The organism is Leifsonia sp. 21MFCrub1.1 (assembly GCF_900107895.1).
Taxonomy (GTDB): Bacteria; Actinomycetota; Actinomycetes; order Actinomycetales; family Microbacteriaceae; genus Leifsonia; species Leifsonia soli.
Genome location: NZ_LT629867.1, coordinates 3,891,937 through 3,909,334, shown reverse-complemented (window position 1 = coordinate 3,909,334; position 17,398 = coordinate 3,891,937). Strand labels below are relative to the sequence as shown.

The 17,398-nt window shown below is 71.7% G+C and carries 21 protein-coding genes; 8 read left to right on the top strand and 13 right to left on the bottom strand.

The genetic code is table 11. From position 1 onward, the window contains the following. Positions 1-88: 88 nt before the first annotated feature. Positions 89-1,012 carry a phosphodiesterase gene (locus BLW09_RS18605; RefSeq protein WP_089916358.1) on the bottom strand — a complete coding sequence of 308 codons (924 nt, stop codon included), beginning with the start codon at positions 1,010-1,012 and terminating at the stop codon, positions 89-91. A gap of 168 nt (positions 1,013-1,180) precedes the next feature. On the opposite strand from BLW09_RS18605, the gene BLW09_RS18600 reads away from it, so the two are divergent. Continuing rightward, positions 1,181-1,429, top strand: a complete 249-nt coding sequence (locus BLW09_RS18600; protein ID WP_089916356.1) for a hypothetical protein — start codon at positions 1,181-1,183, stop codon at positions 1,427-1,429. A 31-nt stretch (positions 1,430-1,460) separates the two neighbouring features. Next, complete coding sequence (locus tag BLW09_RS18595; RefSeq protein ID WP_089916353.1) at positions 1,461-2,156, top strand: hypothetical protein; 696 nt, start codon at positions 1,461-1,463, stop codon at positions 2,154-2,156. A gap of 2 nt (positions 2,157-2,158) precedes the next feature. Here the strand turns inward: BLW09_RS18595 and BLW09_RS18590 are convergent, their stop codons facing one another. Next, positions 2,159-2,977, bottom strand: coding sequence for an SDR family oxidoreductase (locus BLW09_RS18590; RefSeq protein ID WP_172824263.1), 819 nt, complete (start codon positions 2,975-2,977; stop codon positions 2,159-2,161). A 55-nt stretch (positions 2,978-3,032) separates the two neighbouring features. Here BLW09_RS18590 and BLW09_RS18585 point away from each other — a divergent pair, with 55 nt between their 5' ends. The 4 genes from BLW09_RS18585 to BLW09_RS18570 all read left to right on the top strand — a co-directional run bounded on the left by BLW09_RS18585 (position 3,033) and on the right by BLW09_RS18570 (position 4,651). After that, positions 3,033-3,701 (top strand): HAD family hydrolase, encoded by a 669-nt coding sequence (locus tag BLW09_RS18585; protein ID WP_089916351.1) that lies wholly within the window; start codon positions 3,033-3,035, stop codon positions 3,699-3,701. 84 nt (positions 3,702-3,785) lie between these two features. Next, the gene (locus BLW09_RS18580; protein WP_089916348.1) at positions 3,786-4,085 is read left to right on the top strand and encodes a hypothetical protein; all 300 of its coding nucleotides are present in this window, start codon (positions 3,786-3,788) and stop codon (positions 4,083-4,085) included. Continuing rightward, the gene (locus BLW09_RS18575) at positions 4,082-4,429 is read left to right on the top strand and encodes a hypothetical protein (protein WP_089916345.1); all 348 of its coding nucleotides are present in this window, start codon (positions 4,082-4,084) and stop codon (positions 4,427-4,429) included. The genes BLW09_RS18580 and BLW09_RS18575 overlap by 4 nt, the downstream gene beginning before the upstream one ends. Before the next feature lie 27 nt (positions 4,430-4,456). Continuing rightward, complete coding sequence (locus BLW09_RS18570) at positions 4,457-4,651, top strand: hypothetical protein (RefSeq protein WP_089916342.1); 195 nt, start codon at positions 4,457-4,459, stop codon at positions 4,649-4,651. 80 nt (positions 4,652-4,731) lie between these two features. On the opposite strand, the gene BLW09_RS18565 is transcribed toward BLW09_RS18570, so the two are convergent. Beyond that, a complete protein-coding gene (locus tag BLW09_RS18565) occupies positions 4,732-5,046 on the bottom strand; it encodes a hypothetical protein (protein ID WP_089916338.1) in 315 nt (104 codons plus the stop codon). Between the two features lie 209 nt (positions 5,047-5,255). Further along, positions 5,256-8,138 carry a hypothetical protein gene (locus tag BLW09_RS18560; protein ID WP_089916336.1) on the bottom strand — a complete coding sequence of 961 codons (2,883 nt, stop codon included), beginning with the start codon at positions 8,136-8,138 and terminating at the stop codon, positions 5,256-5,258. 122 nt (positions 8,139-8,260) lie between these two features. On the opposite strand from BLW09_RS18560, the gene BLW09_RS18555 reads away from it, so the two are divergent. After that, positions 8,261-8,488 (top strand): hypothetical protein, encoded by a 228-nt coding sequence (locus BLW09_RS18555; RefSeq protein WP_089916333.1) that lies wholly within the window; start codon positions 8,261-8,263, stop codon positions 8,486-8,488. Between the two features lie 56 nt (positions 8,489-8,544). Here the strand turns inward: BLW09_RS18555 and BLW09_RS18550 are convergent, their stop codons facing one another. The 6 genes from BLW09_RS18550 to BLW09_RS18525 are packed head-to-tail and all read right to left on the bottom strand — an operon-like array spanning position 8,545 to position 13,625. Next, positions 8,545-8,733 (bottom strand): hypothetical protein, encoded by a 189-nt coding sequence (locus tag BLW09_RS18550; RefSeq protein ID WP_089916332.1) that lies wholly within the window; start codon positions 8,731-8,733, stop codon positions 8,545-8,547. A gap of 17 nt (positions 8,734-8,750) precedes the next feature. Beyond that, positions 8,751-9,380 (bottom strand): TMEM175 family protein, encoded by a 630-nt coding sequence (locus BLW09_RS18545; RefSeq protein WP_089916329.1) that lies wholly within the window; start codon positions 9,378-9,380, stop codon positions 8,751-8,753. A gap of 22 nt (positions 9,381-9,402) precedes the next feature. Beyond that, positions 9,403-10,026 (bottom strand): response regulator transcription factor, encoded by a 624-nt coding sequence (locus BLW09_RS18540; RefSeq protein ID WP_089916327.1) that lies wholly within the window; start codon positions 10,024-10,026, stop codon positions 9,403-9,405. Continuing rightward, the gene (locus BLW09_RS18535) at positions 10,023-11,279 is read right to left on the bottom strand and encodes a sensor histidine kinase (RefSeq protein ID WP_089916326.1); all 1,257 of its coding nucleotides are present in this window, start codon (positions 11,277-11,279) and stop codon (positions 10,023-10,025) included. The genes BLW09_RS18540 and BLW09_RS18535 overlap by 4 nt, the downstream gene beginning before the upstream one ends. A gap of 2 nt (positions 11,280-11,281) precedes the next feature. After that, a complete protein-coding gene (locus BLW09_RS18530) occupies positions 11,282-12,859 on the bottom strand; it encodes an MFS transporter (protein WP_089916324.1) in 1,578 nt (525 codons plus the stop codon). 49 nt (positions 12,860-12,908) lie between these two features. After that, the gene (locus BLW09_RS18525; RefSeq protein ID WP_089916321.1) at positions 12,909-13,625 is read right to left on the bottom strand and encodes a TetR/AcrR family transcriptional regulator C-terminal domain-containing protein; all 717 of its coding nucleotides are present in this window, start codon (positions 13,623-13,625) and stop codon (positions 12,909-12,911) included. Positions 13,626-13,698: 73 nt separating this feature from the next. Between BLW09_RS18525 and BLW09_RS18520 the strand changes: the two genes are divergently transcribed. Further along, a complete protein-coding gene (locus BLW09_RS18520; protein ID WP_089916319.1) occupies positions 13,699-14,409 on the top strand; it encodes a DUF4386 domain-containing protein in 711 nt (236 codons plus the stop codon). On the opposite strand, the gene csrA is transcribed toward BLW09_RS18520, so the two are convergent. The 3 genes from csrA to BLW09_RS18505 form a co-directional block, all read right to left on the bottom strand. Further along, entirely contained in the window at positions 14,387-14,623 is a 237-nt protein-coding gene (gene csrA, locus BLW09_RS18515; RefSeq protein WP_018188940.1) for a carbon storage regulator CsrA, read from the bottom strand. The genes BLW09_RS18520 and csrA overlap by 23 nt on opposite strands. 9 nt (positions 14,624-14,632) lie before the next feature. After that, positions 14,633-15,193: a hypothetical protein gene (locus tag BLW09_RS18510; protein ID WP_231946952.1), complete on the bottom strand. Its 561-nt coding sequence runs from the start codon at positions 15,191-15,193 to the stop codon at positions 14,633-14,635. A gap of 175 nt (positions 15,194-15,368) precedes the next feature. Beyond that, positions 15,369-17,360, bottom strand: coding sequence for a flagellar biosynthesis protein FlhA (locus BLW09_RS18505; protein WP_442911297.1), 1,992 nt, complete (start codon positions 17,358-17,360; stop codon positions 15,369-15,371). Positions 17,361-17,398 lie beyond the last annotated feature (38 nt).

Sequence of the window (17,398 nt, the reverse complement as noted above, 5' to 3'; positions counted from 1 at the left end):
GCTCGCTCATTGCGACGATATGCGCCACATCTTCGTCATGGCGCGCTCATAGCGACGATTTGCGCCACATCTCGGCCGGGGGAGGGGGTCAGGCGAGGACGCTGATGGGCTCGGTGGGGGTCTCGCGACGCGGCGCCGGGGGGATGCGGATGCCGTCGGCGGCCAGGCGCCGGGCCGACTCCTCCGCATCCACGTAGTCGAGCGTCGGGTAGTGCCCGAGCGGCACGACCGAGTGCAGGACGGTGTTCGGGTAGACATGCACCAGGTTGAAGGCGAGCGCCCCATCCCGCCCGCGCGTGCCTCCGACCGGCACGTTGAGGTCCTGGGTGTAGCAGCTCGCCGACGACACCGAGACGGGGATGCCCGCGAACGTCGCGGTCGACGAGTAGTGCAGGTGTCCGGCCAGGATGCTGCGCACATCGCTGCCCTCCAGCACCTCGCGCAGCTGCGACTGGTCGCGCAGCTCCACGGAGACAGCGAGGTCGAGCACGCTCGGGATGGGCGGGTGGTGCATCGCGAGGACGGTGCCCTCGGGCGCCGGCATCGCCAGCTCGGCGGCCAGCCAGTCCAGCTGCGACTCGCTGACGTCGCCGTAGTGGTGCCCGGGAACAGTGGAGTCGAGGACGATGACGCGGAGTCCGCCGAGCCAGTACACGTCGTCGATCGGCGACGTGTCCCCGAGCTCGTCGCGCAGACCCCGGCGGAACGATGCACGATCGTCGTGGTTGCCCATCACCCAGATGACGCGGGCGCCCATCCGCTCGGCGGCCGGGTCGACCAGCGCGCGCAGTCGCGCGTACGCATCGGGCTGGCCGCGGTCGGCGAGATCGCCGGTGAAGACGATCGCCTCGGGTCGCCCGCCCGACGCCTCCACCTCCGCGAGGAGGGCGCGGAGGTGCTGTTCGCTGTCGACGGTGCCGTAGAGCTGTTCGCCTCCCGCCAGCAGATGGGTATCGCTGATGTGGAGGAGGAAGTGGTCCGGCCGCGGGTATTCCGCGATTCGCGTCTTCACGGGGATATCACACCACTTCCAACTGAACGCGTCGTGAACGCTCGCGGTGTGCCGCCTGGATCCGCCGCCGCGGTCCTCAGGCCGGATCCTCCGCGACCGCACGCAGAAATTCACCCCAGGGTGAATTCAGGTATACCCAGGGGGCCGGGCGCGGAGTTACAGTTCAGCATGAGCATGCAGCGGACGGGGGCCCGCAACCGGTCATTGGAGCCCCATCGTCAAGATGATTTCGTCGCTGTCCCCTACCTGCGACAGGGCCAGCTGATCTCCCTGATCCGGTGGTCGCTCGTCGGGGGCGAGTGGAAGTACACCACCATCCTCGCCGAGTACCTCCATCGCGACGAAGGGTCGTGGTATCTCGTGATCAACGGCAGCCGCGCCCGGCTCGATCGCTCCGAGTGGGCGATCTTCAACTAGGCGACCGCTCCGGGAGCGTACTGTTCCCGGTGTGACACAGACCGAGAGGCGGGAGCGGTCGGCCCAGCCGGAGCACCGCTGGCCCGCCGTGATCGCCACGCTCGTCGCCCTGGCGGCGTACGCGTTCCTCCCCAGCGTCGTCCCCCTGCTGGAGCGGTACGCCGTCGTCGGGGTGTGCCTGCTGATGGTGGTCGCCCTCGTGCTCTACAACCCGCATCGGCTCACCCGGGAGTCGCGGTGGTCGCGCCGAGCCGAGATCGCGCTGGCGATCTTCATCCTGGTCGCCAACCAGATCGCGTTCGCGGAGACCGTGGTCCGGCTGCTGAACAAGCACGGCAACGGGTACGAGCTGCTGCTCGCGTCGCTGCAGGTGTGGCTCACCAATGTGATCGCGTTCGCGCTGGTGTTCTGGGTGCTCGACCGCGGCGGCCCGATCGCACGGGCCACCGTCCCCCGGCCGAAACTGGCGCTGGCGGACTTCCGCTTCCCCCAGGACGAGGACCACGACGCCGTCGACGAGGTGGCACGCGGATCCAGCAAGCAGGCCGACTGGGTGCCGAACTACATCGACTACTTCTACTTCTCGCTGTCGAACTCGATGGCGTTCAGCCCGACGGACACCATGCCGCTGACCCACCGCGCGAAGCTGCTGATGTCGCTGGAGTCGTTCGCCGGCTTCTCGCTGCTCGCGCTCGTGATCGCGCGGGCCGTCTCGCTGATCGGCTGAGGTCAGAGGCGGCGCCAGTCGTCGGAGGTCAGGTGGGAGCCGGCCTGCGGGCCCATCTGCAGCATCCCGCCGTCGACCGCCCACGAGGCTCCGGTGACGTACGACGCGGCAGGCGACGCCAGGAACGCGATCACCGCGGCGATCTCCCGGGCGTCGCCGGGGCGGCCGAGCGGGACGCCGGGGCGGTGGACCTCGCGCGGGTCCTCGTCCTCCGCGTCGTTCATCGGCGTCGAGATCTCCCCCGGCGCGACGGCGTTCGCGGTGATGCCGTACTCGCCGAGCTCCAGCGCCAGCGTCTTGAGCAGGCCGCCGAGGCCGTGCTTCGCCGCGTCGTAGGCGGCCGAGCCGACCCGCGGCTGGTGCTCGTGGACGCTCGTGACGCCGATGATGCGGCCGCCGCGTCCCGCATCCACCATCCGCCGGGCCATGCGCTGGATGCAGACGAAGGCGCCGTCGAGGTCGGCGCACACGGTCTTCCGCCACGTCTCCCAGTCGGTCTCGAAGAAGGGGGTTCCGCCGTTCAGGCCGGCGTTGTTGACGAAGACGTCGCAGCCGCCGAGTTCGTCGGCCATGCGGTCCACGACGTCGCCGCAGGCCGGGGCGTCGGTGGTGTCGAGCTGCGCGACGACGGCACGACGACCGGCCTCGCGGACGAGGCGCGCGGTCTCCTCCGCGCCCTCCTCGTCGGAGTGCCAGGTGATGCCGACGTCCATGCCCGCCCGGGCGAGGGCGATCGCGGTCGCCCGGCCGATGCCGGAGTCGGAGCCGGTGACGATGGCGGTGCGCGGGTCGGTGAGTTCCGGATACGAGTGATCAGCCATGCCCGGAACGGTGCACCCCATGCCGGGCGCGCGCAAGGGGTGGTAGTCGTGGAGCATGACGATCTCCGCAGTGCTCTTCGACGTCGACGGGACCCTCGTCGACTCCAACTTCCTCCACGTCGACGCGTGGAGTCGCGCGTTCGCCGACATGGACACTCCGGTGGATTCGTGGCGCATCCACCGCGCCATCGGGCAGGACTCGGCGAAGCTGCTGGAGGAGCTCGTCGGCGACCGCGACGACGACTGGAGCGGCCGGGCGAAAGACCTGCACTCGCGGTACTACCGCGAGCAGGCCGGGCGGCTGCGGGCGTTCGACGAGGCGGCTGATCTGCTGCGCGAGCTCTCGTCCCGCGGCATCCGGGTGGTGCTCGCGACCTCCGCCCCGGAGGACGAGCTGGAACTGCTGATGGACGTGCTGGATGCGGGGGACGCCGTCCACGCCACCACCAACGCCGACGACGTGGCGACGGCCAAACCGGAACCCGGGATCATCGAGGTCGCGCTGGAGCGTGCGGGAAGCGCACCCTCCGATGCGCTCTTCATCGGCGACTCCGTCTGGGACATGATGGCCGCGGCACGGGCGCACGTCCGGTCCGCCGGCCTGCTGTCGGGCGGCGTCGGGCCCTCCGAGCTGCTGGAGGCGGGGGCGGTGTCGGTGTTCGACGACCCGGCCGACCTGCTCGCCCGGATCGACGGCGTGCTCAGCGGGCGACGCTCCGCCTGAGAGGGCGGCCGCCGAGATCCCTCTTGCCAACCGCGGGCGCTGGGCGTTCCATAGGTGCCGACGAGTCCGACGAGAGGAGTCGCCATGTCGGCGAGCGAGCTCGAGATGTCCAGCGTGCGGTATCCGTACCGGGGACGCATCTTCCACGTGGAGAAGAAGGCCGCGGGGGTGTGGGTCGTCCTCGACGAGTCGCACGCGGAACTGGGGACCCTGGTCCGCGTCGCGGTCGAAGGCGAGGAGCACGAGCCGGTCTTCGGCGCGGTGCCTCCCGGGTACACGGAGACGCTGCACGAAGGGTCCGACTGGAGGATGCTCGTGGCCTCCCTCATCAACGAGTCGCTGGACGCCGAGACCGCAGCGACGGGCAACCAGGGGGAAGCATGACCGTCCGGCTCGACCGCGCGGCGCTCGAGCACGCCAGGAAGCTGGTCGAGCAGGGCGCGGTCGTCCACGACAAGCGCGACGACTGGAGCGAGCACGCCCCCAGCGCCGACGACGAGAACCGCTACATCGAGAAGAACGGCTGGGACGACTACGCCCTCTGGCATCTCGGCGAGGATCCGGACAAGAGCGAGGAGACGAAGGGGCGCTTCAGCTTTCCGTACGGCGACTTCACGAAGGTGCACCGCTGCGCGGTGATCTCGCTGGAGAGCCGCGCCGCCCAGAACGACCACGACGACCTCGCCCGCGAGGCCAAGCGGCTGCTGAAGCTGATCGACGGAGAGTAGGCGACGCGACGGGCTACGATTGCCCGGATGAACGCGACGCTGCGCACGACACTCGGCTGGGTCGCCGCCGTGGCGCTCAACGTCGGCGCGCTGCTCGTCGTGGTCGGCCTGCTGCTGCCGAGGACCGGCGGCGATGCCCCGGTGCTCGGCGTCGGCGTCGGGATGTGCGTCGTGGGGCTGGTCGCCGGCGCCTGCTGGCTGGCCGGGCGGCCGCGCGTCTGAATGTGAGCAGCCCCGCCCTGGGATGAGGAGGGCGGGGCCGGTCGGGTACCGGCGGGGAGCCGGTGGCTGGATGCGGCGGATCAGTCCGGGGGCTCGACGTTCCCCACGAGGTCCGGGTTGGACGGCTGGTCGGCCGGATCGAAGTCGGCGGGCGGTGGCTCGGCCTGGTCGGTTCCGCCGCCGGCGGGCGTCACATCCTCTGCCCCCTCCGGTGCGACTCCCGTCTCGTGCGGTTCGGAGACGTCTCCGGACGGGCCGGGCTCCGTCCCGGCGGGCTCGGCTGCCTGGGCGTCCCGCTCGGCGTCGCCGCCCTGGCCCTGCTCGAAGCGCTCGGGCTTGTCCTCGGCCGGAACGCCCTCGGCGTCCGTGTTCGGCAGTCCGCTGGTGTCGCTCATGCTTCGCTCCTTCCCGGGCGCCTCACGGCTTGCCCTCTCCGCCGTACGAGGCGGCGGAGTCCCCGTCGTCGTCTCCGGCGCGGGTGTCGGTCACGGCCCACCAAACGCCCCACCTCGCGTGGCCGCAAGGGGGGTCCCTCCCGCCGGCGCCCACCCAGCTGTCAGTTCCGGAGTTTTTCGCCGATACGCGGCCGAAATGGGCGAAAAACTCAGGAGCGGCGGGATGGGGTGCCGGGTGAGGCGGGTGTCTCGAGGCGGGCGATGAGGTCGAGGAGCGCAACCCGGTACTGCGGCGCGGACTGGTAGTCGGGATGCGTGGCCACCTTCACGAGGTAGCGCGGCGGCCCGAACTCGTCGGCACCCCGGTCGATGTCGTCCGGGCGGCGGTCTTCGAGGCGGTAGCTGTTCACCGGGAAGCCGAGGTAGTCCGTCCTCCGCCACAGGTTGATCCAGGCGACGGATCCGTCGGGCTGGGTCAGGAGCTCCACGAGCGACGGGTCGGATGCACCGGACGCCCCGATCACGACCGGGTCGCCGTCCTGATCCCGCTCCACCTGGGTGAACCAGGGGTCGGCCTTGCCGAGCAACGGGCGACGGGAGCCGAGCGTTCCGAGGGCGTCCGGGCCGAACAGCTCGGGGAAGAAACGTCCGAAGTAGACGCGCAGCTGCGAGCCGTAGGTGAGCAGTGCCACGTTGCGCAGCCGCTGCGCGTCGTCGGGCCGCAGAGTGAAGAGCGTCGAGACCGCCAGCACCGCGCCCAGGCTGTGGGCCGAGAGGACCACGCGGAACGGGCGCTCCTCGCCGAGTGCGGCCTCCTCCTGCTCGTCGCGCCAGCGGAGACGTTCGGCGAGGGTGAGGCCCTCCGGCGGCTCCAGGTCGTGCGTCAGCCAGTCGGTGACCCGGTCGCGCAGCTCCGGCACCACGCGCTCCGCGTAGCACGGCGGCCCGAACGGATGGCCGGCCCGCGGGAGGAAGCACATGAGGTCCCACATGATGCTGATCGGACGCTCCTTGGCCGTCAGCGCGTTCTCGACGACGACGGCGAGGATGCCCGCGGCGATCACGGCGAGCGCCGGCCCGACGAGGGCGTCGATCGAGCGGAAGACGACCGAGTAGGAGACGGCGAGCGCCACGACGAAGCCGGCGGCGAGCAGCCCGGCGAGGATGCCGAGGATGGGCTCCCCCCTGTGCACCAGCGCGGCCAGCCGGCGGGCGCGCAGGATCTTCAGCGCCAGCCGGTCGGCCGTGGTGCTCGCGGCGATGCGGCCGTCGCGGTACGCATCCACCTGCTCCAGCAGCGGGCGTCGGCCGTCGCGCGTGCGGGGCGTCGTCAGCAGCGGCACCCAGCGCAGCACCGCGGCGGCGACGCCCACCCCGACGAGGCCGAGCGCGATGGCGATGAACGGGAGCACGTCGCCGAAGTTGTGGTAGACGATCGGCGGGCGCAGCACCGCGTGCGGCGGGGTCGCGCAGCCGCACGGCGTCGACCCGCTGACCAGCCAGCCCTGCACGCCGAGCACGAGCAGGGTGGAGAGGATCATCGCGGCGCCCAGCGACAGCAGCATGATCACGCCGGGGCCCATCCCCGCCCAGCCCTCGGCCCGGAACCGCTCGGGCGGCCCGGCGCGGCGGCCCCGCGCGGAGTGCGGCCAGCGCCACACCACGATCAGCTGCGCGAGCGTCAGCACGGCCGCCACGACGAACAACGGCAGACGCAGGGCTCCCGGCGCGGCGTCCTGCGTCGGCGGATTCTGGGCGACACCGGCGAGGAAGGCCAGCCCCGCCCCGGTCATCAGCGCGATCGACAGCCAATGCGGCACTCCCCGCCGCCAGCCCAGCGCCGACACGCAGATGGCCAGCAGCACCCCGAGGATGATGGAGGGCGCGGTCGCCAGCCCCAGGAATGCTCCGGACGGAGGCGCGTCGTACTCGCCGCCGAACCACAGCGAGGCCCCGACGTACAGGTAGACGAGCACGGAGACGAGCAGCACCCAGGCGGTGACGGTCCCCGTGCGGCGGAGGCGGTCGCGCAGGAACTCGCCGACCGACGCGTCGCCCGCATCCCCCGGGGTGGTCGTCTCGGCGAACACGCCGACCAGCACGATGGTGACGACCAGGCCGGCCGCCGCCAGGATGCCGCCGCTCAGCGCGAGCGCATCGCGCGAGCCGAACGCCGCGCCGAGGCACTCGCCGGAGACGAACGTCTGCAGCTTGACGCAGGCGGCGGCCCCCGCGAACATGCGGTCCCAGGCGAGCAGCAGGGCGACCAGGAGGAACGTCGCGGCCAGGTGCAGGCGCTCGGTCGGGGACCCGACGCGCGCGGTGCGCCAGAACCCCTCCGACGCGAGCGGACGCAGCCGGCCGGTGCGCCGGACGCCGCGCCCGCCCATCCGGTCGGCCGCGTCGAAGATCGCCGCCTCGTACCGCGCGCGGGCCCGACGCGACACGAGGTAGAGCAGCAGGACGCCCGCGATCGGGACGAGCGACAGCAGGGAGAGCTGCGGGCCGCGCCAGCTGAGCGGCGCGTTCGCGAAGAAGCCGGTCACCGCCTCCGGGAGCGCCGTGCAGGCCGTCCCCGTCACGCACTGCACACCGAGGTCGAGGCTCACCGACCCGAGCGCGCAGACGTAGAGAAGGGTCAGGCCGAGCGCGAAGATGCGGAGCGAGGCGCCGCCGACCCCGGCATCCCACTCGCCGCCGGGCCGCTGCGTCGGGATGCGCCTGGTCCAGTAGGCGGAGTTGGCCAGACCGAACGGCGCGAGCAGCAGCCAGGCGAGCTGGACGAACAGCTGGCCGATGAACAGCAGCGGTCCGGAGCCGTACCGGGCCAGCCGTCCCCACGAGTACGCCTCCGTCCGCACGTCCGGCGGGGGAACCGCCGGGTCGATCGTGCCGGGGGCGTCGTCGGGATCGCGCTCGGGCTCATCCTGCGCGGGCGCCCACCAGAAGCCGCCGTTCTCGTCGCCCTGCGTCTGCCGCAGCTCGCTCTGCTCGCGCCCCAGCATCTCCGTCGGCGGAGTGTTCTTGATGCCGTGGATGCGCAGCTCCAGCACATGATGGGGCCATTCGTGGGGCCGCGCCTCGTCGCTCATGCCTCCGCCGATCGTCCGGGTGACGGGCGCAGACTACTCTCGGCCCGGGCCGGGCGTCTACGCCGACGTCGGGTGCGCCGCACCTGTAGCCGAGCGGGACGGCACGGCGTAATGTCCCTGATATGAGCAACGCAGAGCAGCCGACCGGCGACGCACGCGAGAACCTCGAGGGCAGCTACACCGAGGTCGACGGCGAGGCGCCGCACGAGCGCACCATCCACGGTCAGTACACCGAGACCGAGGGCAACCCGGGCCCCGACCCTGCGGTCGAGGGCACGTACACGGACGCGGACGAGCCCGCCGACGCCCCCGAAGGCGAGTACACCGACGGGGACTACGACGAGCCCTGAGCCGTGCTGACCCCGTCGGATCCGCTCGGGCTGGATCCGCGCGGGTCACGCCGCGGTCAGGAGAGGCGCTTGCGCGCCTTCTGGGCCTGAGCCTTGGCCTTCTTGCGTGCCTTCTTGACGTCGGGCGCGTTCCAGAACGACGTCACGGCCTCGGTGATCTGCTCGTAGCGTTCGCGCCCGGCACGGGCTCCGAGGAGGTACGCGACGGCGACGGCGGCCAGGATGAGAAGGGTCTTCAGGCGCATGCCCCGAACGCTAGCCCTCAGGCCGTCGTCTGGGAAGGGCCGTACACCAGCCGGTGCAGGAGGGCGTGCAGCGGCCCCGACAGGAAGAGCAGGAACAACCAGAACAGGTTGACGCTCGGGACCAGCACGGCGAGCACGAGCGCGACGGCCATGATGCTCGCCTCGGCGACTCCGTTGGTCCGGTCGATGGTGGTCCGCGCCTCTTCGACGAGCAGTTCGGGGTTGCGGTACAGCACCTCGGCGATCAGCCGGGTCGCGATGGTCGCGACGAGCATGTCGCCGATGTACAGCGCGTAGACCTCCGCGCGCTGACCGTCGGATTCGGCGAGCACGTTCGCGCTGAACGGGATCGCGACGATGGCGAGCAGCCAGAGGAAGTTGAACCAGACGACCCAGCTGTTGTAGTCGCCGACGCTCTCGAACATGCGGTGATGGACCACCCAGAAGCGCGCGATGACGGCGAACGAGATGACGAACGCGAAGATCTCCCAGCCGTTCTCGGCGAGGAAGTCGCCGAACGACTTGCCGCCCAGCCGGGAGGCCGCGTCGACCAGCGGCAGGATGAGCAGCGTGATCGCGATGGCGACCGTGGCGTCGGAGAAGTTCACGAGCCGGTCGAGCCCGCGCTCCGTCCTGATCACCGCCATGCGGACATTCTGCCCCACCGGCTCAGTCGAGCAACCCCAGCTCGAGGGCGCGGCGGACCGCCGAGGTGCGGTCGGAGACGCCGAGCTTCTCGTACGCCCGGCTCAGGTAGGTCTTCACGGTCGCCTCGCCGATGAACAGCTCGGAGCCGATCGCCGCGTTGGTGCGCCCGTCGGCGGCGAGACGGAGCACCCGGACCTCCTGCACCGAGAGCGCCGGCGCCGCCTGCCTGCCCTGGACCCGGCCGAGCAGCGCCGTCACCGCGGAGGTGGCGAGCACGGTCTCGCCCGCGGCCGCCGACCGGACGGACCGAGCGAGTTCGGCGGGCGCGATGTCCTTCAGCAGGTAGCCGCTCGCGCCGGCCTCGATGGCGCGCAGGATGTCCTGGTCCGTCTCGTACGTCGTCAGCACGACGACCCGGGTGGCGGGATGCGCGGCGACGATCGTGCGGGTCGCCTCGACGCCGTCGCCCCCGGGCATCCGCAGGTCCATCAGCACCAGATCCGGAGCGAGCGCCGCGACGAGCGCGACGGCCTCCGGCCCGCTGCCCGCCTGCCCCACCACCTCGATGTCGTCGTAGCCCTGCAGCATCCCGCGGATGCCCTCGCGCACGACGGGGTGGTCGTCGGCGAGAACGATGCGGATCACGGTGCCTCCTCGGTGGGGTACGGCTCGGGGGTGGATGCCGCGGGCGGGGCGGCGGGGGATGCGGCGGGCGGCCCGACGGGCTCGGCGGGCAGGCGCACGCTCAGCCGCGTCCCCTGGCCGGGAGCTGTCGCCAGCTCGAAGTCACCTCCGACTTCGCGCACGCGGGCCCGCATGCCGTCGAGGCCGAAGCCGGCGCGCGGTGCGGCCGCATCGAACCCGTGGCCGTCGTCGCGCACCGTCACGGCCACCGTGCCCGGCTCGTAAGCGAGCGTCGCCTCGACGCGCCGGGCCTCGGCGTGCTTGCGCACGTTGGCGAGCGCCTCCTGGAACACCCGCAGCGCCACCACTTCGATCGCCGCAGGTGCGGGACGCGGGGCGCCCGTGACGTGGAAGGCGACGGGCACTCCCGCCTCCTCCTCGAACCGGCCGGCGACGCGCCCGAGCGCCTGCTCCAGCGTCAATTCGGCGAGGCGCCCGGGGGTGAGCGCCGCGATGATCCGCCGAGACTCCTGCAGGTTCTCCTGCGCCGTCTCGGTCATCAGCTCCACGTGCCGCCGGGCGGTCGCCGGATCGGAGTCCAGCTCCCCCTGCACCGCGTGGCCGAGGGTGACGATGCTCGTGAAGCCCTGGGCGAGCGTGTCGTGCATCTCGCGGGCGATGCGCTCCCGCTCGGCCGCCGCCCCCTGCTGCTCGGACAGCTCCGCGATCTCACGCTGCTGCTCGCGCAGCCGCCGGATGAGCAGTCCGCGCTCGCGGCTCTCCTTCGTCACGGCCGTGATGCGGTTGCTGAAGTAGATGGAGACGGCGATCACGAGGATGGTCAGGCCGACCGTCCCCGCGACGTCCCCCGGCGCGAGGGCGCCGATCAGCCAGCGGATCAGCACACCGCCGATGTTGATGACGACGATCGCGACGGCCGCGGAGACCGCGGAGAGGACGAGGAAGAACTGCGGCGAAAGGATGAACAGCGCGATGTTCGCCCAGTTGTTGAGCCCGTACGCGACGAAGTACACCGCGGTCGAGATGCCGACGTACGTCCACGCCTGCCAGCTGTTGCCACGGACGCCGGCTCGGCTCGGCCGGGCCAGGTACCAGTAGACCGGGAAGAGCGCGAGGACGAGGGCGGCGGAGGCGATGGTCCGCGGATACCCGGTGATCGGGTTGGCCAGGATGAGCAGCACCGAGGCCAGGGTCGCCGCCGCCGAGTAGCCGATCCAGTCCCCGAACCAGCGGTCGTCCACGCGCTCCGTCACGATCAGACTGTAGCCGGGTCTTCGGCCGGCCGGGCGCCGGGCAGCGACTCCTCGGGCAGCGAGGTGCGCCCAGCCGGATAGAAGAGTCCGACGACGGCGACGATCACCATGGCCGCCGCCATGCCCCAGAACGCCCACTGGACGGCGGAGGCGTAGTCGGACCGGACCGCGTGCAGGATCTGCTCCTGGACGGCCCGGGGAAGGGCGGAGAGCGCGCCGCCCTCGCCCGATGCGCCGCTGATCCGCTCGACGGCGCTCCGCGCGTCCGACGCCGTGCCGCCGAATCTCGCGAACGAGTCCGTCAGCAGGTCTGTCAGGCGCGAGGTCACGACCGTCGTGAACACCGCGATGCCCAGCGCGCCGCCGAAGTTCTTCATGGTCTGCGTGATCGCGCTGACCTCGCCGTAGCTGGCGCCGATCGCGCGGTTCACCGCGTCGGTCGAGACGGGGCTGAACATGAGGCCGATGCCGGCGCCGGCCACCACGATCGGCCAGGTCTGCGGGTTGAAGAACGCGTCGGCGTGAATGGACAGGTCGGTCGCCGTCGACGCCAGCCAGCCGAAGCCGGCCGCGCCGATCAGGCCGCCCAGGAGCACGACGCCGCGCGCGCCGCTCTTGTCGAAGCGCACCGACCCGATCCGGCTGGCCACGACGAAGCCGATGAAGAACTTGAGGAACAGCAGGCCCGTCTCTCCCGCCGAGAGCTGCAGGGACACCTGCCCATAGACGCTGAGGAAGAAGAACGTGCTGATGAAGGCGATGGAGGCGAACAGCGTCGCGACGGTGGAGAGCGCGAACCCGCGGTCGCGGAACGCGGCGATGCGGATGAGCGGCTGACGGATCCGCCGCTGCGTCAGGACGAAGGCCACCAGCAGCGCGGCGCCGGCGACGAGCGAACCGATCACCGCGGCATCGTCCCATCCCCACGGGCTCGCCTGCTGCAGACCGAAGACGACCAGGCCCATCCCGGCCGCGACGATCGCCGCCCCGAGCCAGTCGATGCGCTCGCGGCGGCGGACGGAGGGCCGTGCGGCGATGGCGACGATGACGAAGGCGGCGACCGCGATCGGCACATTCACCCAGAAGATCGCCCGCCAGGTCCACGTCGTCAGGTAGCCGCCGGCGATCGGGCCGACCGCCGTCATGGCTCCGGTGATCGCGAAGAAGATCGCCATGGCGCGGCCCCGGCTCTCGCGGGCGAAGCCCTCGACGACGATGCCGATCGCCGCGGGGAACATGATGGCCCCGCTGACGCCCTGGAGGGCACGTGCGGCGACGAGCCACGGCTCGGCGAGGTCGCCCGTCGGCGCCAGACCGCAGAGCAGCGAGGTGATGCCGAAGCCGGCGATGCCGGCCAGCGCCATGCGCTTGTGCCCGATGACGTCGGCGATGCGGCCGCCCAGGAGGAAGAAGGCCGCGGTGGTCAGCAGGTAGACGTTGACGGCCCACTGCATCCCATCGTGCGTGAGGCCGAGGTTCTGCTGGATGCTGGGCGCCGAGAGCGCGACGATCGTCTGGTCGATCGTCGTCATCGAGACGGCGAAGATGAGCCCGGTCAGGGCGAGGGTTGACGACTTCATACCTCGAGCGTGGCGGCTCGCCGCCGCCCACGGCACCGGCGGCCGGAGGTCACCCGTGTCCGCCGATCGGTGGACGCGGCGCCCGGTCGGCCGTCGCCCACCCGGGCCGCAGCTGCTCGATCCCGTCGAGGACGAGGTCGAGCCCGGTGAGGAACTCCTCGTCGTAGTCGTATCCGGCGCGGGCGAGCTCGGCGACGACTTCGAGCAGGTGCGGGTACATCGCCGCCAGCTCGGGCGGCGTCGCCTCGAGCTTGCGCGCGGCCGTCTCGCCCGACTCTTCCGGGGTGCCGAAGGGCAGTGTCTTCTGCTGGAGGGCGAAGCCGTAGACGTAGGCGTCGAGCACCGATGTGACGTGCACGGTCGTCCGGAACGAGAACCCCGACCGGCGGAGGCAGCCCATCATCGCGTCGTGCCTGCTCAGGTTCGCCGGGCCGGGACGCATGCGCGACTCCATCATCCCGACGGCCCAGCGATGGCGGAGCAGCGCGCTGCGCAGCGAGATCGAGCGGCGGCGCATCGCCTCCCGCCAGCCGAGCTCGGAGGACGGCGCCTCCACCTCGGCCCAGACGGTGTCGACCATCCCGTCGAGCAGGTCGTCCTTGTTGGCGACGTGCTTGTACAGCGCCATGGGGACGACGCCGAGCCGCTGCGCGAGCTCGCGCATGCTCAGCCCGTCGAGGCCCTCCCGGTCCGCCAGCGCGACGGCGGCCTCGATGACCCGCGCCGTGCTCAGCGTCGGGCGGGACGTCACGGGCTCGCTTGACATGGTGTACAGCGTACGCCTATCCTGATCCCGATGCAGGTGTACGCCGTACACCTCGCCTTTCCGAGAGGACGTCATGGACCCGGACCGCCGCCGCTCGCTCCTCGCGGGCGTGCTCTTCCTGCTCACATTCGCCACCTCCATCCCCGGCGCGCTGCTCTACGGGCCCGTGCTGAACGATCCGCGCTTCGTGCTCGGCGACGGCTCGGCGACGGCCGTGCTCGCCGGTGCCGTGCTCGAGATCGCGCTGGTCATCGCCAACCTCGGCACTGCGCTCGCGCTCTACCCGGTGCTCCGGCGCACCAGCCCGTCGCTCGCGCTCGGCTACGTCGTCGCTCGGGTCATGGAGTCGACGCTGATCGCCGTCGGGATCCTCAGCCTGCTCACCGTCGTGAGCCTGCGGGAGGCCGGGACCGGCGCGGACGGAACCGCGGTGGTCGTCGCGCACGCGCTCGTCGCGCTGCACGGCTGGACGTTCCTCCTCGGCCCCGGCTTCGTCGTCGGCATCGGCAACGGCCTGATGCTCGGGTGGATGCTGCGCCGGGCCGGGCTCGTGCCGCGCGGCTGGGCGTGGTTCGGCATGATCGGCGGTCCGCTCGTGTCGCTGTCGGGCATCGCCGTGCTGTTCGGCGCGTGGGACCAGGTCTCCGCCGTGTCGGTGGTGCTGACCCTGCCCGAGGTCGTCTGGGAGCTGTTCCTCGGCGTCTACCTGACGGTCCACGGGTTCCACCGGCGGGACGCCGGGGCGGTCGCGGACGGAACGGTCAGAGTCCCAGCGACTTCTTGATGAGCGCCTCCGCGTCGTCGGTGCCGGCGGCGCGCTCCGTCGCCTCCTGGTTGGCCTCGGTCACGGCCTTGACCACCTCGTCGCGCTGGATGCGGATGCCGCGCGGGGCATCGATGCCGATCCGCACGCCGTCCCCACGCGCTTCGAGGATCGTGACGACGATGTCGTCGCCGATGAGCACCCGCTCCCCCGCCTTGCGCGTCAATACCAGCATCCGTCCAGCCTATCCGCCGGGCGGCGCGTCCAGCCAGAGCACCGGCAGGCCCAGGCGGTGCACGTCGTCCGGCGTCGAGGTGAAGGCGGCGCCGGTCGCGGCCACCGCGTCCACGGCGAGCACCGCATCCACCGCCCGGACCCAGCCGCTGGTGTCGCCGAACGTGCGCGAGACGTCGACGGCCACCCAGACCTGATCGGGGGCGATGCCGGCCAGGTCGGCGGCGAGCCCGGGCACGGCATCCGGGGCGGCGAGTGGGAAGGCGGCGACCACGGGGATGTCGCGGCGCACGCCGTCGGCCCGGGCGGCGAGCGCGGCACGGCGGTCGGCGAGCTGCTGCACCTCGGCACCGGCGTCGGCGGAGGCGGCGAGCACGCGCGCCGCGGCCTCCGCGTCGGGGCCCAGCCCGACCACGAGCGTCAGGTCGCCCCGCCCGCGCAGCCGGGCCGGCGGCGGCCCGAGGTGCGACACGATGTCGCCACTCGGCGCCGATTCCGGCAACGACTCACCACTCGACGGCGTCGGGTCGAAGCCCGCGGGAAGGGTCGGCCCGTCGGGTTGCGACATCATGTCGCCACTCGGCGCGGATTCCGGCAACGACTCACCACTCGACGGGGGTGGAGGGGACGCGGGCGGAGGGGACGCGGGCGCGTCGACGGCTCGGACGAGGTCGTCGAGCACGGCCTGGAACGCGAGGGAGGACGTGGAGACGGCCGGGAGGACCTCCTCGTCGCCGGCGACCCACTCAGGCCGCGATCGACTCCGCACCCCGCACCACCCCCACCGTCTCGATCGCCGCCTGCACAGCGGTCACCTCCTGGTAGGAGAGCACCGCGAGTCCCGCGATCTGGCCGGCGACGAGCCGCCGTATGGCCGGACGCAGGGCCGGCGCGCAGACCAGGACCGCCGAGACGCCGGCGTCGTCCAACCGCGCCGCCGTGTCGCGAACGGAGGCGAGCACGGCCTCCAGGCGCGCCGGATCGAGCACGATCTGCGTGCCGCCCTCCGACGGGCGCAGGCCTTCGAGCATCGACTGCTCGAGGCCCGGGTCGATCATGATGACCCGCAGCATCCCCTCGTCGACGTGGGGTGCGACGACGGCCGGACCGAGGGCGGCGCGCGCGGCCTCGACCAGCCCCTCGGGGTCGTTCGACACCTTCGCACGCAGCGTCAGGGCCTCCAGGATGCGCGGGAGATCGTTGATCGGAACCTGCTCGGCCAGCAGCCCCTGCAGCACCCTCTGCACCTCGGCCAGGGAGAGCAGCGCAGGGATGAGCTCCTCCACCGCCGGCGGGTTCACCCGCTTGACGCCCTCGGTGAGAAGGCGCACGTCCTCCCGGGTGAGCAGGCGCGCCGCGTTCGCCGTGATGATCGACGACAGGTGCGTGATGAGCACGGAGACGCGGTCGATGACCGTCGCCCCGCCCAGCTCCGCGCTGTGCCGCATCTCGGACGGGATCCACTTCGCCGGGAGCCCGAACACCGGCTCGACGGTCGGCGTTCCCGGCAGGTTGTCCAGGGCGTCGCCGAGGGCGAGCACCCGGCCGGACGGCGCCTGCCCCCGGCCGGCCTCCACTCCCGCGATCTTGATCACGTAGGTCGACGGCGGCAGCTCCGCGCTGTCGCGCGTGCGCACCGGCGGCACGATCACCCCGAGCTCGAGCGCGATCTTGCGCCGCAGCGCCCGCACCCGGGCGAGCAGGTCGTCGGAGGCGCCGCTGACGATGTCGACGAGGTCGGGCGCGAGCGTGATCTCGAGCGCGTGCACCCGCATCTGCTCGATCAGGTCCTCCGTCGTCTCCGACGTGGTCGCCGCGACGGCGTTCTGCGCCGCCTGCGCCTTCTTCGCCGCCGCCTGCGACGTCTTGATGCGCTGCGACGCGAAGATGAGGAACGCGCCGACGAGCACGAACGGGATGGGCGGCATCCCGGGGATGAGCGCCATCACGATCGCTGCGCATCCCGCGATCATCAAGGCGTTGCGCGACTGGCTGAGCTGGTTGCTCGCCGTCGTTCCCATCTCGGACTCGGCGTTCGAGCGCGTCACGATCATGCCCGTGGACACCGCCATGAGCAGGGCGGGGATCTGCGAGACGAGGCCGTCGCCGATGGTCAGCAGGGTGTAGGAGTTGACGGCGTCGCCGAGCTGCATGCCGCGCTGCACCATCCCGATCGCGATGCCGCCGACGACGTTGATCACGATGATGAGGATGCCCGCGATGGCGTCGCCCTTGACGAACTTGGATGCGCCGTCCATCGCGCCGTAGAAGTCCGCCTCGGCCGAGACCTCGGCGCGACGGGCCCGCGCCTGCTCCTCGGTGATGAGCCCGGCGTTGAGGTCGGCGTCGATCGCCATCTGCTTGCCGGGCATCGCGTCGAGGGTGAAGCGCGCGCCGACCTCCGCCACGCGCTCCGCACCCTTGGTGACGACGATGAACTGGATGACCACCAGGATGAGGAAGACGACGGCGCCGATGATGATCGAGCCGCCGACGGCGACGTGCCCGAACGCCTGGATGACCTGCCCGGCGAAGCCGTCACCCAGCACCAGGCGGGTGGATGCGACGTTGAGCCCGAGCCGGAACAGCGTCGCCACGAGGAGCAGCGACGGGAAGACGGAGAAGTCGAGCGGCTTCTTGACGAACATCGTCGTGAGCAGCACGACCAGCGCCAGCATGATGTTGACGATGATGAGCACGTCGAGGAGCCACGACGGCACCGGGACGACGAGCAGCATGATGATGCCGACCACCCCGATCGGCACGGCCACCTTGG

Coding starts and splice junctions, on each gene's coding strand:
- BLW09_RS18600 (WP_089916356.1), top strand. CDS start 1,181: ATGAGCATGCAGCGGACGGGGGCCCGCAACCGGTCATTGGAGCCCCAT.
- BLW09_RS18590 (WP_172824263.1), bottom strand. CDS start 2,977: ATGGCTGATCACTCGTATCCGGAACTCACCGACCCGCGCACCGCCATC.
- BLW09_RS18585 (WP_089916351.1), top strand. CDS start 3,033: ATGACGATCTCCGCAGTGCTCTTCGACGTCGACGGGACCCTCGTCGAC.
- BLW09_RS18580 (WP_089916348.1), top strand. CDS start 3,786: ATGTCGGCGAGCGAGCTCGAGATGTCCAGCGTGCGGTATCCGTACCGG.
- BLW09_RS18575 (WP_089916345.1), top strand. CDS start 4,082: ATGACCGTCCGGCTCGACCGCGCGGCGCTCGAGCACGCCAGGAAGCTG.
- BLW09_RS18570 (WP_089916342.1), top strand. CDS start 4,457: ATGAACGCGACGCTGCGCACGACACTCGGCTGGGTCGCCGCCGTGGCG.
- BLW09_RS18565 (WP_089916338.1), bottom strand. CDS start 5,046: ATGAGCGACACCAGCGGACTGCCGAACACGGACGCCGAGGGCGTTCCG.
- BLW09_RS18560 (WP_089916336.1), bottom strand. CDS start 8,138: ATGAGCGACGAGGCGCGGCCCCACGAATGGCCCCATCATGTGCTGGAG.
- BLW09_RS18555 (WP_089916333.1), top strand. CDS start 8,261: ATGAGCAACGCAGAGCAGCCGACCGGCGACGCACGCGAGAACCTCGAG.
- BLW09_RS18550 (WP_089916332.1), bottom strand. CDS start 8,733: ATGCGCCTGAAGACCCTTCTCATCCTGGCCGCCGTCGCCGTCGCGTAC.
- BLW09_RS18545 (WP_089916329.1), bottom strand. CDS start 9,380: ATGGCGGTGATCAGGACGGAGCGCGGGCTCGACCGGCTCGTGAACTTC.
- BLW09_RS18530 (WP_089916324.1), bottom strand. CDS start 12,859: ATGAAGTCGTCAACCCTCGCCCTGACCGGGCTCATCTTCGCCGTCTCG.
- BLW09_RS18525 (WP_089916321.1), bottom strand. CDS start 13,625: ATGTCAAGCGAGCCCGTGACGTCCCGCCCGACGCTGAGCACGGCGCGG.
- BLW09_RS18520 (WP_089916319.1), top strand. CDS start 13,699: ATGGACCCGGACCGCCGCCGCTCGCTCCTCGCGGGCGTGCTCTTCCTG.
- csrA (WP_018188940.1), bottom strand. CDS start 14,623: ATGCTGGTATTGACGCGCAAGGCGGGGGAGCGGGTGCTCATCGGCGAC.
- BLW09_RS18510 (WP_231946952.1), bottom strand. CDS start 15,193: ATGATGTCGCAACCCGACGGGCCGACCCTTCCCGCGGGCTTCGACCCG.
- BLW09_RS18505 (WP_442911297.1), bottom strand. CDS start 17,360: ATGCTGCTCGTCGTCCCGGTGCCGTCGTGGCTCCTCGACGTGCTCATC.